Source organism: Meishania litoralis, from assembly GCF_042611095.1.
In the GTDB taxonomy this organism is placed as follows: domain Bacteria; phylum Bacteroidota; class Bacteroidia; order Flavobacteriales; family Flavobacteriaceae; genus Meishania; species Meishania litoralis.
This window is the reverse complement of record NZ_JBHFPV010000001.1, coordinates 592,188-605,980: the sequence shown is the minus strand read 5'-3', so window position 1 is coordinate 605,980 and position 13,793 is coordinate 592,188. Positions and strand designations below refer to the sequence as shown.

Here is a 13,793-nt window from a genome sequence, read left to right as displayed (position 1 = left end):
ACAAGAATCGTTTACATTTGCTCGATCAATAAAAATTTGAAAAATGAATATACCATCCGAATTGAAATATACCAAAGACCATGAATGGGTAATGATAAATGGTGATATTGCCACTATTGGCATAACCGATTTTGCACAGGGAGAGTTGGGTGATATCGTATATGTGGAGGTTGAAACGGTCGATGAGACATTAGAACAAGAAGAAATTTTTGGAACTGTTGAAGCGGTCAAGACCGTGTCAGATTTGTTTTTGCCATTGAGCGGCGAGATTATCGAATTTAATGAAGTGTTGGAAGATGAGCCCGAAAAAGTAAACAGTGACCCCTATGGTCAAGGCTGGATGATAAAGGTAAAGATTAGTGATAGTTCACAAATAGGTGGCTTGTTAAGTGCCGATGACTACAAAGAATTGATTGGTGCTTAAAAAGCATTTCTTCAAGATTGCATTTCTAAGCTGGATGGTGTTTGTAACATGGTCCAGCTTATTTTCTTTCGACGATGATGATCTTCCAAGTTTTGAAATTCCGCATCTCGATAAGGCCGTACATTTTATATTCTATTTCGTAGCGGTTGTTTTGGGAATATTGGCAAAACGGGAATACAGTAACGGAAATAGTGCTTATCGAAAAACCTTGTTTTCGGCCTTTTTTGCAATGGTACTTTTTGGTATAATTATTGAGGTAATTCAGCATGTATTCACGCTCGACAGAGAGGGCGATGTTTTTGACGTTCTGGCCAATAGCATTGGCGCTTTGTTGGGCGTATTGGCCATAAATTTCTTTTTTTCTAGAAATACGCGGTTAAATTGGAGGCAATAGTTGTTTTTTTCTCAATTATTTAATTAAATTAGCGAACATTAAAATTCACAGATTATGGAACTGAAAAAGAATCCGAAAGCAGATGTTGGCAGAAATAGTGGCCTCTATTTTGTTATTGGCCTATTCTTGGTCATGTTGTTGACCTACATCTCTTTTGAATGGAAGACATATGACAAGACGAACGATTACGACATTTCTATGAACGTTGAGGATGATCTTGACGAAGAAGTTCCTATGACGGAGCAGATCAAGACCCCACCACCGCCGCCGCCGCCGGCAGCACCCGAAATAATCGAAGTAGTCGAAGATGAAGAGGAAGTGGAGGAGACCGTTATCGAATCTACCGAGACCAGCCAAGAAGAGGAAATCGTAGAAATAGAAGATGTCGCGGTCGAAGAAGTCGAGGAAGATGTTGATGTTCCTTTTGCGGTTATTGAAGATGTACCTATTTACCCAGGTTGTGAAGGAGAAAAAGGAAAAGGTGCAAAAGCGATGCGTGATTGTTTCCAGACCATGATCCAAAAACACGTTGTAAAGAACTTTAGATACCCGGAAATTGCACAGGAAATGGGTGTTCAGGGTAAGGTTTATGTGAACTTCGTGATTCAAAAAGATGGTAGTATAGGTAGCGTTAGAATGCGTGGACCGGATAAAAACCTAGAGGCCGAAGCCGCCAGGATTATCGGTAAACTTCCGAAAATGACGCCCGGTAAACAGAGGGGTAGGGCCGTAAGGGTTCCATTTAGTTTGCCGATTACCTTCAAATTACAATAGAAGCACAAAAAAATAGGATTTCGAAAAACCTTGACAGCAAAGTCAAGGTTTTTTTATGCAAGCAGGTTTAATCGTTATTCGTTAGGCTGGTATAGAAAATCTCGCGCATACGTTCAGGGTTGATGAAATTCTGCCCGTACTTCGAATCATATTTCTTCGTCAATTCCGTATTTTTCTTAACCTCTTCCAATGACCTTCCGGCATCGATTTCCTTTTGAACCATTTTTTTGATTTCTTCCAACATAGCTACCGAAACTTCAAGTTCTTTCTTGTTAGAAGGTCTTCCATGGCCCGGAATGATCCTTGTATCGTCGTTGATAACGAGAAGTGCCTTTCTCTGGGCTTCGATATAACCATTCACGGTACCTCCGCTTTTAAGATCGATATATGGATAGCGACCGGCAAAATAGGTATCGCCCATGTGCAGCACGTTGTTTTTTAAAAAATAAACCATGGCATCGCCGTCGGTATGTGCTGTATGTACATGAAAGGCCATAATGGTCTCATGACCATCATGGAAGGTGATATCGTCAGAAAAAGTTACTTCAGGAAGCATTTTGATATCGAATTTCGGGTCTTCGACCGATTTTGCCGCCATGGTCTTTCGAACATTGTCATGGGCCACTATGGTGGTGGTCGGTGTATTGAAGTTTGCGTTCCCTCCCGTATGATCTCCATGCATGTGGGTATTGAACAAAAATGCAATGGGCTTGTCGGTAAGTTTGCTAATGGCGGTTTTAAGCTTATCGCTCAAATGACCGAATTGGTCGTCGATCATGAATGCATGATCTTGGCCAACATAGATACCGATATTTCCACCTTGTCCGGTTAGCATATAGATATTATTTGAAAGGGTGTCAATCGCAATGTTCACCTCTTGGTCTTGTGCGACGATACTGCTTGAAAAAAAGGCAAAAGACAAGCAAAGAAAAAGTAATTTGAGTTTTCTCATAATTGTTTGATGCATTGGTTGTTATGGTAGATATTCAAAGATAAGATAAATAGGGTCGATTGGTTGTAAAAAAAATAGTAGCGGGTTATCTTTGCACTCTTACGCAAAAGAACAATGAAAACTGTGGCGGGTACGGCAAGAAGCGGCTCATGGAGTTTGGTTTTTGCCGACTTCAAAGAAATTACCAAGGCAAGACTTGCTGTGAGTGTCGTGTTCTCATCTATCGCAGGTTATTTGCTCGGGGCGTACAATGTTGATTTGAGGTCGTTGCTGTTGCTGGCTTTTGGCGGTTATTGTATGGTAGGGGCTTCAAATGCCTATAACCAAGTTATCGAAAGAGACCTTGACGCTCTGATGAGCCGCACTAAAAATCGACCGATACCATCGGGTAGAATGTCGGTGAACAAAGCCTTGGCCATTGCTATTGTTTTGACTTTGTTGGGGGTTGTATCCCTTTATGTGCTCAACCCTAAGACCGCCATGTTCGGTGCCATTTCTATATTTCTATATACCAGTGTTTACACCCCGTTGAAGACAAAGACGCCGCTGTCGGTATTTGTGGGTGCGTTTCCTGGTGCTATTCCCTTCATGCTTGGCTGGGTAGCGGCGACCAATGATTTTGGCATCGAACCGGGCACCTTGTTCATGATTCAGTTTTTTTGGCAGTTTCCGCATTTTTGGGCGCTGGGTTGGATGTTGGACGACGACTATAGAAAAGGAGGGTTTAAAATGCTTCCGACCGGAAAAAAAGACAAAGGCACGGCCCTACAGATAATTATGTACACTATTTGGATGATGGTCATTTCAGTAATACCTGTATTCGGAATTACGGGAAGATTGGAACTCTCGGTTCCGGCAGCGACCCTCGTATTTTTAATGGGCTGTGTAATGTTGTTTTTCGCATTTCGTTTATTCGAAAAAAGGGATAATGGGTCCGCAAGAAAATTGATGTTGGCCAGTGTGAGCTACATAACGCTTATGCAAATTGTTTACGTAATCGATAAGTTTGTTTAAATGGATTTGACCCAAGGAACACAGTACGAAAAGAACGATAGGGCAAAAAAGATGATGCTGTGGTTTGGTATCGTAAGTCTTCTTATGGCCTTCGCCGGATGGACAAGTGCTTACATAGTAAGCAGTACACGCGAAGATTGGTTGCGCGATTTGGAATTGCCCTCATCTTTTTTCGTCAGTACGGCGGTCATTATTATCAGCAGCCTTACCTATTTTTTCGCCAAAAAAGCAATTAAGGAAAATAGACGAAGCACATGTACCAACTTGCTTTGGGCGACATTGGCGCTCGGAATTGTATTTATCGTACTTCAATTCCAGGGTTTTTCAGAGATGGTCGCCCAAGGGTATTACTTTACCGGCCCCACCAGCAATATTAAGATGTCGTATGTGTTTTTGATCGCGGCCGTCCACATCGTACATGTCGCCGCAGGAATCATATCGCTATTGGTCGTTTTGTACAATCAGATAAAGGCTAAATACACCCCCGAGAGAATGTTGGGTATTTCACTGGGGGCCACTTTTTGGCATTTTTTAGATCTTTTATGGGTCTATCTCATGTTGTTTATGCTATTGGTGAAATAATATTTTCGGGTAATTATGGTTTTGATAGAGATTCCCTTTTGTATAGGCGAAAAAAATGTAAATTTGCGAATAATCTAATCATACTTTAAAAACTATATGGATTCAACGGTAACTACCACTACTGAAGAGAAAGTTTGGGGGGGCGGCAACAGGCCTTTAAATGCAAGTTATGGCAAATTGATGATGTGGTTCTTCCTCGTGTCCGATGCCTTGACTTTTTCAGGTTTTTTGGCCTCGTACGGCTTTTCGAGATTTAAGTTTATCGAGACATGGCCGATAGCCGATCAGGTTTTTACCCACGTGCCTTTCTTTCATGGCAATTACCCAATGTACTATGTGGCGTTCATGACATTTATCTTGATCATGTCTTCGGTGACCATGGTATTGGCCGTTGATGCCGGTCATAGAATGCAAAAGAACAAGGTTGTATGGTATATGTTTCTTACGATTATCGGAGGTGCGATATTCGTGGGTTCTCAAGCGTGGGAATGGGCAACCTTTATCAAGGGTGATTACGGTGCGATCGAGACCAAGGGTGGTAGAATTCTGCAATTTGTAAAGGCAGATACCGGTGAAAGGGCCGCACTGGCCGATTTCGCAAAGACGATTCCCAGTGAGCGTACCGAACTTGATCGCAAAGATGGGGTTTGGTTTATGTCTGAGGGTTATATGCCCAGTTACACGGTGAACGAAGTTAAAGAAGGCCTAATGGCCAATCCGAATATACTTATCCGCACCGAGACCATTAACGAAGATGGTGAGAAGGTGGTGCTCAATCGTGAGGAATCTTTGAAAAAAATAAGGGATGCCTCTCAGGTCGTGGAAGGGGCGAACCTAATCCGCAATGAGTATGGCAGCCGACTTTTCGCCGATTTCTTTTTCTTTATTACCGGCTTTCATGGTTTCCACGTATTTTCAGGGGTGGTTATCAATATCATCATCTTCTTCAATGTCATATTGGGTACCTACGAACGTCGTGGTCATTACGAAATGGTTGAGAAAGTCGGGTTGTACTGGCACTTTGTAGATTTGGTCTGGGTATTTGTATTTACATTCTTCTATTTGGTTTAGTATTTGGTATACGGACGCATATAGAATCGAAGCATAAAATTTATAAAACAAGAGTATTTTAGCATGGCACACGCACATAAACTTGAGATTTTCAGGGGACTTTTAAAGTTTAAATCCAATACCCAAAAAATTTGGGGCGTACTGGTGTTTTTGACCATAGTAACGGCAGTGGAGGTCGCTCTGGGTATTATCAAACCACATTCTTTGACGCATTCCTACTTTTTGGGAATGAAGCTCCTGAATTGGATATTCATCACATTGACCTTGGTAAAGGCCTATTATATCGCTTGGGATTTCATGCACTTAAGGGATGAAAAAAGCGCCTTGAGAAGGGCCATAGTATGGACGCCGATATTCTTAGTGCTTTATTTGGTATTCATTCTTCTGTTCGAAGCCGATTACATTTACAATGTTTTCAAGGATGGTTTTGTGAAATGGAATTTTTAAAATAGGTTGAAAACTTCAATATTAACAGCATAAAAAGACGGTATGACAACCGTCTTTTTTATTTTTGTCCATTAGAATCCCAATAGGGTATCTGGGTTTTCAACCTAATTTCGAATTCTGGTCAATGAAGAAATCCTTTGTATTGTTCGTACTGTTCATATTGCCTCTGGTGGTCTATCTCTTTTTTGCCTCCGGAGTGAATAATTTTGGGAAACTGGCTACCTTGACAGAAAAGGTAAATGGTCTGAATGGGCGTCCATCGTCCATAACTTTGAACGATAAGATTACCATATTGGGCTTTTTAGGAAATGATTTGGACAACAAAAAGGGCCATGCCTTCAACCTCAATCAGAAGATATACAAAAGATTTTACGAATTTGATGATTTTCAATTTGTCATGGTCGTTCCCGAGGGTGTCGAAGAAAAAACGGTTGGGTTGAGGAAAGAGCTGGGTGCCTTGTCCGACACCGGCAAGTGGAATTTCATCTTCATGCAAGAACAAGATATAGCAGAATTGTTCGGCTCATTAAATACCAATTTGTCATTGGATGAAAGTCTATCGACCCCGTACGTCTTTATAATCGACAAGGACCGCAATCTTCGCGGTAGGGACGATGATGAAGATGTGGGCACTAAATATGGTTTTGATGCTACCTCGGTTGCAGACCTTAATAATAAGATGGTCGATGATGTAAAGATCATTTTGGCGGAATACCGTCTGGCCTTAAAGAAGAATACCACTAGAAAATTGATGCAAGGTGAAAGGTAAGTACACGTATGTTTGGGTTTCGTTGATCGTCTTGATATTCGGTATTATCTTTGTTCCGAGAATCGTGGATCGCGTAAAAGAGGGTACGGTCGTGGAGAACGATCGTATGAATGTAAAGAACAATGACCAAGAATTGGCATATGTTCTTTTGAACGGAAAGAAACGCAGGGTGCCCAACTTTCAGTTTATTAACCAAGACAGTTTGGTGATTTCCGATAAGGATTACAAGGGAAAAGTTTTCGTTGTCGAGTTCTTCTTCACAAGCTGTCCTTCCATTTGCCCTGTCATGACCAATAATCTTGTTTCGATTCAAGAAGAGTTTGGCGCATCAGATGAATTTGGTATTGCTTCTTTTTCAATAACACCCGAATACGATACGCCCCAGGTTTTGAAGGAATACGCCGAAGCGCATGGAATTTCAGATTTAGATTGGCATTTGATGACCGGAGATACTGAAAAGATCTATGAATTGGCAAACGTTGGGTTCAATATTTTTGCGGCAAAAGCTCCCGATGTACCGGGAGGGTTTGAGCATTCGGGCCTTTTTGCCCTAATTGATAAAAAGGGTTACATCCGTTCAAGGGTCGACGATTATGGAAATCCCATTATATATTACAGAGGCGCGATTACCGAAGAACAAGGAAAAAATGAACATGGGGAGTCTGAGCAAATAAGCATTCTTAAAGAGGATATCAAAAAATTATTGGAAGAATAACATGGGTGAAATAGGGGCAAACGAAAAAAAATTCAATAGAGCCATTACAATTGTGTCCGTTATCGTTCCAGTGCTGGTCGCCATTCTATTTGGAGTGAAAATTCCTAATGTAGAACGACTGGGTTTCTTGCCTCCTATTTATGCGGGTATTAATGCGGTTACCGCGGTCTTACTTTTAATAGCGGTCTGGGCCATCAAAAATGGAAAACAAAAAACGCATCGTATTTTGATGATGTCATGTATTGCATTGTCGGTGCTATTCCTAATAATGTACGTGGCCTACCATATGACCGCGGCTCCTACAAAGTTTGGTGGCCAGGGCCTTATGGCGTATGCCTATTATTTTATACTGATATCGCATATAATTCTTTCGGTAGCTATAATTCCTTTGGTGCTGAAGACCTTTGCCAGAGCCTATTCAGGGAATTTTGCCGGCCATCGAAAATTGGCAAAGATTACGTTTCCGATCTGGTTCTATGTGGCTGTTTCGGGTGTAGTGGTTTATCTGATGATTTCACCATATTATTGAACTGTCGGTAATTTATGTATAAAAGATATCTCATATTGATTTTTATCGCCTTCATGGTCCCGATTGACTCCGAAGCGCAATGCGCCATGTGCAGGGCCGTACTTGAAAGCGGAGGCAATGACGGTGTCGCCGAAGGAATTAACAACGGTATTGTCTACTTAATGGCCATACCGTACATTTTGGTTGCGGGCCTGTTTTACTTCGTCTATAGAAAATTACGCAATTGAGCCAGCTTTATTAAATTTTAACACATTAAGCTGTAACATTAACATCACTTTATAGTCTTATGATAATATAATAGCTCAATATTGTATAGAGCTAGTTCATCAATCAATCAACACCAACCTCATGTTTGACATCGAAAGATGGCAAGAGATTTTCGAAACGATTCGTAAGAATAAATTGCGAACGGTTCTTACCGGTATTTCGGTGGCCTCCGGAATATTTATACTTGTTATTTTATTGGGTTTCGGACAGGGCATGCAAAATGGTATTGCCCTTGAATTTGAAGAAGATGCCAGCAATCGTATTGGTGTTTGGACTCAGGTCACGACAAAGGAATATAAGGGACTGAACCCCGGTCGTCCGATCACGTTGAGAAATGAGAACTATGCCTATGTTGAGGACAAGTTTGCCGATGAGTTGGAATACAAGTCCCCTAACTTCAGGGTTTTTGATGCCAGTATCAACTACAAAAAAGAATCCGGTGCCTATTCGGTGCAGGGCATTTCACCTGAATACCAACATATAGAGAACGAGTTCATTTCTCAGGGCCGTTTTTTGAACTATAAGGACCATGAATCGGTTTCCAAAGTTGCCGTTATCAGTAATAAAATTCATAGGGAGCTCCTTCAAAATGAGGAAAATCCCGTTGGCCGCGAATTGAAGATAGCCGATTTGAGTTTTCAAATTATTGGTGTGTATGGTGACAAGGGGGGTGAACGCGAAGAAAACCGGGTCTATATTCCGCTTAGTACGGGCCAACGTGTTTTTAACGGTGGTGACAGTCTAAATATGATGTTTTTTACCTTAAAACCGGCAGCTACTTTCGAAAAGACTTTAGAGGAATCTGTAAGATTTACCGACGAAATAAAGACATACTTGAAGCAAGCGCATACAGTAGCGCCTGATGACGAAAGCGCCATAAACACTTTCAATACATTGGAGAATGTGCAGCGATTTATGAACCTGATGATGGGTATAAAATCTTTCTTTTGGTTCGTGGGTGTCTGTACCATTATTGCCGGTATCGTTGGTGTGAGCAATATTATGTTGATCATCGTTAAGGAGCGCACGCGTGAAATTGGAATCCGAAAAGCATTGGGGGCCAAGCCTTGGTCAATTGTCGGCATGATTTTGCATGAGGCTGTTTTCGTTACAGCGGTATCCGGTTTCGGGGGACTCATCGTTAGCATGGGTTTATTGGAATTGGTAGGGCCTAATGTCGAAGTCGATTATGTTTCTAACCCTTCGATTGATTTCAATGTGGCCTTGACAACTGTTTTTCTATTGATTTTTGCGGGCACTTTGGCAGGATTTTTCCCTGCTTGGCGAGCAGCTCGTATAAAACCGATTGAGGCCTTAAAAGAAGAATAAGCGACTTTGGGCATCAAGATTATGCCTTCATAGTTATCATATTAAACCAATTAGATGTTTAACAAAGATCGTTGGAACGAGATTTTACAAGTGCTGACCACCAATTGGTTCAGAACGGTATTGACCGCGTTCGGCGTTTTTTGGGGAATATTGATCTTGATAATTCTTCTGGCCGCGGGCAAGGGGCTCGAAAACGGCATACGCGCCGATTTCGGCGATATCGCAACAAATACCTTGTTCATGTGGACCCGAACCGCGACCAAAGCTTACAAGGGGCTTCCGAAAGACAGGCAGTTTAGTTATAAGACGAGCGATCTCGCCGATATTTGGGAGAATGTAGATGGGTTGAAATTTGTTTCTCCCAGAAACCAATTGGGTAATTTTCGGGGTTCGAACAATGTTATTCATGGTTTAAAAACGGGTGCTTTCAGTGTCTATGGGGATTATCCTGAGATAATAAAGCAAGAACCCATGGATATCACCTCGGGTAGGTTTATCAATTATGGTGATATCAATGAAAAGCGTAAGGTGGCCGTTATCGGTGTCGATGTTCGAAATAGCCTTTATGATGTTGGCGAAGAATGTCTGGGCTCATATATCAAGATCAACAATGTCAATTTTATGGTCATCGGCACCTACAAAAAATCGAATGTCGATGGCGATAGCGAAAATGCCCAAAAAGAAATCTATATACCGTTCACATCGTTTTCACAAGCATTCAATAGGGGCGACGATGTAGGTTGGATGGCCATAACGGCAGTTGATGAAATTCCAATTACCGAAATCAAGGAACAGATTTTCAGTATAGTAAAAGAGAACCACAGAATTCATCCCGAAGATGAACGGGCAATAGGGCATTTTGACCTTAACGAACAGTTTCAGCGCGTGGTCAGTCTATTTGGGGCTTTGGAACTCATCGCATATTTTGTAGGTATTTTGGTCTTACTTTCGGGTATTATCGGTGTAAGCAACATTATGTTGATCGTCGTGAAGGAGCGCACGAAGGAAATAGGAATTCGACGCGCCCTGGGAGAGAGTCCGTGGTCCATCAAAAAGCAAATATTGTTGGAATCCATTTTTTTGACCATAATCTCGGGTATGGCGGGTATCGCTTTTGGGGCGTTCATTATTTATGGAATCAACTATGTGTTGGATGTCAGCGGTCCGGTCATGATGTTTGTGAACCCAAGTGTTAACTTAGGCGTGGTGACTACCGCTTTGGTCATTCTCATAGTATCGGGATTGTTGGCGGGCTTTATTCCAGCGAACAGCGCTATAAAGGTGAAACCAATCGAAGCGTTAAGAACAGAGTAGAATATGGCCTGGCTATCGGCAATTAATTAATAAGACAATTCAAATACATCAATCAAATAAACAAGAAAATGAAGAAAAGAGTAACCATCATCATTTTGCTGACAATCATATTGGCTTTCGGAGGCGCCATGTACTACCTGTACTCCAAAAACGCCGAGGACCCCGTAGTCTATGAAACCGAGACTCCGACGACACAGACGATTATCAAAAAAACGGTGGCGACCGGAAGTATTTTACCATTGGAGGAAGTACTGATAAAACCCAATATCTCAGGCGTGATAGAAGAAATTTATGTAGAAGGTGGCGATTACATCAAATCGGGTGACCTTTTGGCAAGAATAAAGGTAGTGCCGAATCTCGATGCGTTGAACAGCGCACGTGATAATATTGATGCGGCCAGGATAGACCTTGACGACCAAAAAAGAAATTTGGACAGACAAAAGACATTGTTCGATAAGGGAGTTGTTTCTAAGGTGGATCTGGAGCGTGCCCAGGTAAGTTTTGATCAGGCACAACAGGCCTATCGGGCGGCCAATAAGCGTTTCGATATCGTAAAGACCGGTACTACAAAGGGTTATGGTTCAACGGCCAATACCCAGATAAGGGCCACGGTAAGTGGTATGGTTCTAGAAGTGCCCGTCGAAGTCGGCAATCAGGTAATAGAGGCGAACAATTTCAATGAAGGAACGACCATTGCTGCTATCGCCGATGTCGAAAAAATGATTTTTGAAGGCAAAGTGGATGAATCGGAGGTTGGAAAGCTAAAAGAGAACCTGCCTTTGGAAATCACGGTAGGGGCCATTGAAAATACGGTTTTTGATGCAGTTCTCGATTATATCGCACCTAAGGGAAATGCAGAGAACGGTGCAATACAGTTTGAAATCAAAGGTACTTTGAAAAAGCAAGATACCACATTCATTCGTGCCGGGCTAAGTGCCAACGCATCGATTATTTTGGCAAGGGCCGACAGTGTTATGGCGCTGAAGGAGGGTTTGGTACAGTTTGATGGTAAAACCAAAAAGCCTTTTGTCGAAGTTGAGACAGCAGAGCAACAGTTTGAGCGACGCGATGTTGAATTGGGCATAAGCGACGGAATATTTGTCGAGGTAAAATCCGGTATTGGTAAAGATGATAAAATCAAGGTCTGGAACGCTATTAAGCCTGAGGAAATTGGCGGTTGATTTATTTTAACATAAAATTTAGAGCAAATCTTGTAACATTTTAACACCTTAGGTGTCTTATTCACGTATTCCAGAGGGTAGCACCTAGCCAATTAACTTTACCGATATGATAGAAATCAAAGACCTTCATAAATCCTATAAAATGGGAAGCAATTCCCTGCATGTACTTAAAGGAATCAATTTCTCGGTCGAAGAAGGAGAACTAGTTGCAATTATGGGTTCTTCCGGATCAGGAAAATCAACCTTACTCAACATTTTGGGGATGCTCGATGAACTTGACGAAGGTTCTTACACGTTAGATGGGGTTCCGATAGTTAACCTTAATGAAACGAAGGCCGCGAACTATAGGAATAAATTTCTGGGTTTCGTATTCCAATCTTTCAACCTGATCAATTATAAGACGGCCATGGAAAATGTGGCTTTGCCCTTGTATTACCAGCGAATGCCAAGAAAGGAGCGCGAAGAGAAATCTCTGAAATATTTGGACCAAGTAGGCTTAAAAGAATGGGCCACACATTTGCCCAGTGAATTGTCAGGTGGTCAAAAGCAAAGAGTGGCGATTGCAAGGGCTATGGCGGCAGAACCAAAAGTGCTTTTGGCCGATGAGCCTACAGGTGCGCTTGATAGTAAGACCTCTTACGAAGTCATGGACCTCATCCAGAAGATAAACGACCAGGGTAATACCATACTCATTGTTACCCACGAACCCGATATCGCGAACATGTGCAAACGTATCGTGCACTTGAAAGACGGTATTATTCTAGAAGATAAAAAAGTAAAGCAAGTTAGGGCTGCCGCGTATGTTTAGTAGAGATACTTGGAAAGAGATATTCGAGACCATACAAAAGAACAAACTGCGTACGTTCTTATCGGGCTTTACCGTAGCGTTGGGTATCCTTATATTCGTTTCGCTGGTCGGTCTCACCAATGGTCTGCAAAATACCTTCAATAAATTTTTCAGTGACGATGCCAGTAACACATTTTACTTGTTTGCGGGTAGGACCACTGTACCATATAAGGGATACAAATCGGGGCGTCAGATAGAGTTTGACAATAGCGATCTTGTCGATATTGAAGAGAATTTTCCCTTATTCATGGAATATGTGACTCCTAGAATAACCCGAAGTGCCTTGGTCAAGTATAAGAACGAGTCTAACAACTATTCTACAAGAGCGGTGGCACCTTCGCACCAACATGCCGAAAAGACGATTATTATGCGGGGGCGTTACCTCAACGAGCAAGATGTAAAGAATCGCACGAAGTATGCCGTTATCGGAAGGTTGGTAGAGCAAGATTTGTTCGGCACCGAAGATGCTATCGGTAAATATGTAGATGTTGGCGGTAGCATGTTCAAGGTCATCGGTGTGTATCAAGACGATGGTGGCGATGATGAAGAACGCAGACTGTATCTTCCATATACGACAAGGCAGCTTATTGAAAAAAATACCGATAAGGTCGATCAAATGATCGTGGCCTTCAAACCCGAGATAGGTTATGCCGGAGCGATGGCCTTTGATAAGAGCTTGGACAAATTTTTAAGGGAAAAAAAATATATCAGTCCGAATGATCAGCAGGGTATTTTCATTCGAAATGTAGCCGACCAGTTAAAACAAAATCAGCAATTTGCCAGTGTATTGGCCTATATAGGCGGTTTTATCGCCTTTGGCACTATACTGGCCGGAATTATCGGAATAAGTAATATCATGGTATTTGTGGTAAAGGAGCGTACCAAAGAGTTAGGTATTCGCAAAGCCTTGGGAGCTACACCCAGGTCGGTAATCAGTTCGATACTTTTAGAGTCGGTTTTTATTACCACAATTTCAGGAATATTGGGTATGATCATAGGAATAGCAATTTTGAGCTCCTTAGGAGAAAAACTCGAAGATTTTTTTATAACAAATCCTTTTATAAATACTGGCTTGGCGATTTTTGCTACCGTTATACTGATTCTCTTTGGTGCGATAGCCGGATATATTCCGGCCAAAAGAGCTGCAAGCATAAAACCTATTGTAGCCTTAAGAGACGAATAAT

General features: G+C 41.8%; 17 protein-coding genes. 16 read left to right on the top strand and 1 reads right to left on the bottom strand.

Features of this window, described 5'->3' with window-relative positions; translation table 11 throughout:
* Positions 1-43: 43 nt before the first annotated feature.
* Genes gcvH through ACEZ3G_RS02770 form a run of 3 tightly spaced genes read left to right on the top strand, consistent with a single transcriptional unit; the run spans position 44 to position 1,592 of the window.
* Positions 44-424: a glycine cleavage system protein GcvH gene (gene gcvH / locus ACEZ3G_RS02780; RefSeq protein WP_432423950.1), complete on the top strand. Its 381-nt coding sequence runs from the start codon at positions 44-46 to the stop codon at positions 422-424.
* Complete coding sequence (locus ACEZ3G_RS02775; RefSeq protein ID WP_432423949.1) at positions 417-818, top strand: VanZ family protein; 402 nt, start codon at positions 417-419, stop codon at positions 816-818. The genes gcvH and ACEZ3G_RS02775 overlap by 8 nt, the downstream gene beginning before the upstream one ends.
* Positions 819-872: 54 nt before the next feature.
* Complete coding sequence (locus ACEZ3G_RS02770) at positions 873-1,592, top strand: energy transducer TonB (protein ID WP_432423948.1); 720 nt, start codon at positions 873-875, stop codon at positions 1,590-1,592.
* A 67-nt stretch (positions 1,593-1,659) separates the two neighbouring features.
* On the opposite strand, the gene ACEZ3G_RS02765 is transcribed toward ACEZ3G_RS02770, so the two are convergent.
* A complete protein-coding gene (locus ACEZ3G_RS02765; protein ID WP_432423947.1) occupies positions 1,660-2,544 on the bottom strand; it encodes an MBL fold metallo-hydrolase in 885 nt (294 codons plus the stop codon).
* A gap of 114 nt (positions 2,545-2,658) precedes the next feature.
* Here ACEZ3G_RS02765 and cyoE point away from each other — a divergent pair, with 114 nt between their 5' ends.
* The 13 genes from cyoE (at position 2,659) to ACEZ3G_RS02700 (ending at position 13,792) form a co-directional block, all read left to right on the top strand.
* On the top strand, positions 2,659-3,558 hold the full coding sequence (cyoE, locus tag ACEZ3G_RS02760) for a heme o synthase (RefSeq protein WP_432423946.1): 900 nt from the start codon (positions 2,659-2,661) through the stop codon (positions 3,556-3,558).
* Positions 3,559-4,140, top strand: coding sequence for a cytochrome c oxidase subunit 3 (locus ACEZ3G_RS02755; RefSeq protein ID WP_432423945.1), 582 nt, complete (start codon positions 3,559-3,561; stop codon positions 4,138-4,140).
* A gap of 96 nt (positions 4,141-4,236) precedes the next feature.
* Positions 4,237-5,211, top strand: coding sequence for a cytochrome c oxidase subunit 3 (locus tag ACEZ3G_RS02750; protein WP_432423944.1), 975 nt, complete (start codon positions 4,237-4,239; stop codon positions 5,209-5,211).
* Between the two features lie 63 nt (positions 5,212-5,274).
* Positions 5,275-5,658 carry a cytochrome C oxidase subunit IV family protein gene (locus tag ACEZ3G_RS02745; protein WP_432423943.1) on the top strand — a complete coding sequence of 128 codons (384 nt, stop codon included), beginning with the start codon at positions 5,275-5,277 and terminating at the stop codon, positions 5,656-5,658.
* Positions 5,659-5,782: 124 nt separating this feature from the next.
* Positions 5,783-6,427, top strand: a complete 645-nt coding sequence (locus tag ACEZ3G_RS02740; RefSeq protein ID WP_432423942.1) for a hypothetical protein — start codon at positions 5,783-5,785, stop codon at positions 6,425-6,427.
* A complete protein-coding gene (locus ACEZ3G_RS02735) occupies positions 6,417-7,142 on the top strand; it encodes an SCO family protein (RefSeq protein WP_432423941.1) in 726 nt (241 codons plus the stop codon). Before ACEZ3G_RS02740 ends, ACEZ3G_RS02735 begins: the two co-directional genes overlap by 11 nt.
* A 1-nt stretch (position 7,143) precedes the next feature.
* A complete protein-coding gene (locus ACEZ3G_RS02730) occupies positions 7,144-7,671 on the top strand; it encodes a DUF420 domain-containing protein (RefSeq protein WP_432423940.1) in 528 nt (175 codons plus the stop codon).
* 14 nt (positions 7,672-7,685) lie between these two features.
* Positions 7,686-7,898 (top strand): hypothetical protein, encoded by a 213-nt coding sequence (locus tag ACEZ3G_RS02725; protein ID WP_432423939.1) that lies wholly within the window; start codon positions 7,686-7,688, stop codon positions 7,896-7,898.
* Positions 7,899-8,019: 121 nt separating this feature from the next.
* Positions 8,020-9,267 carry an ABC transporter permease gene (locus ACEZ3G_RS02720; protein ID WP_432423938.1) on the top strand — a complete coding sequence of 416 codons (1,248 nt, stop codon included), beginning with the start codon at positions 8,020-8,022 and terminating at the stop codon, positions 9,265-9,267.
* Between the two features lie 54 nt (positions 9,268-9,321).
* Positions 9,322-10,581, top strand: a complete 1,260-nt coding sequence (locus ACEZ3G_RS02715) for an ABC transporter permease (RefSeq protein WP_432423937.1) — start codon at positions 9,322-9,324, stop codon at positions 10,579-10,581.
* A 68-nt stretch (positions 10,582-10,649) separates the two neighbouring features.
* Positions 10,650-11,762: an efflux RND transporter periplasmic adaptor subunit gene (locus ACEZ3G_RS02710; RefSeq protein WP_432423936.1), complete on the top strand. Its 1,113-nt coding sequence runs from the start codon at positions 10,650-10,652 to the stop codon at positions 11,760-11,762.
* Positions 11,763-11,868: 106 nt separating this feature from the next.
* Positions 11,869-12,570, top strand: a complete 702-nt coding sequence (locus ACEZ3G_RS02705) for an ABC transporter ATP-binding protein (RefSeq protein ID WP_432423935.1) — start codon at positions 11,869-11,871, stop codon at positions 12,568-12,570.
* The gene (locus ACEZ3G_RS02700) at positions 12,563-13,792 is read left to right on the top strand and encodes an ABC transporter permease (protein WP_432423934.1); all 1,230 of its coding nucleotides are present in this window, start codon (positions 12,563-12,565) and stop codon (positions 13,790-13,792) included. The genes ACEZ3G_RS02705 and ACEZ3G_RS02700 overlap by 8 nt, the downstream gene beginning before the upstream one ends.
* The last annotated feature ends 1 nt before the right edge of the window (position 13,793 follow it).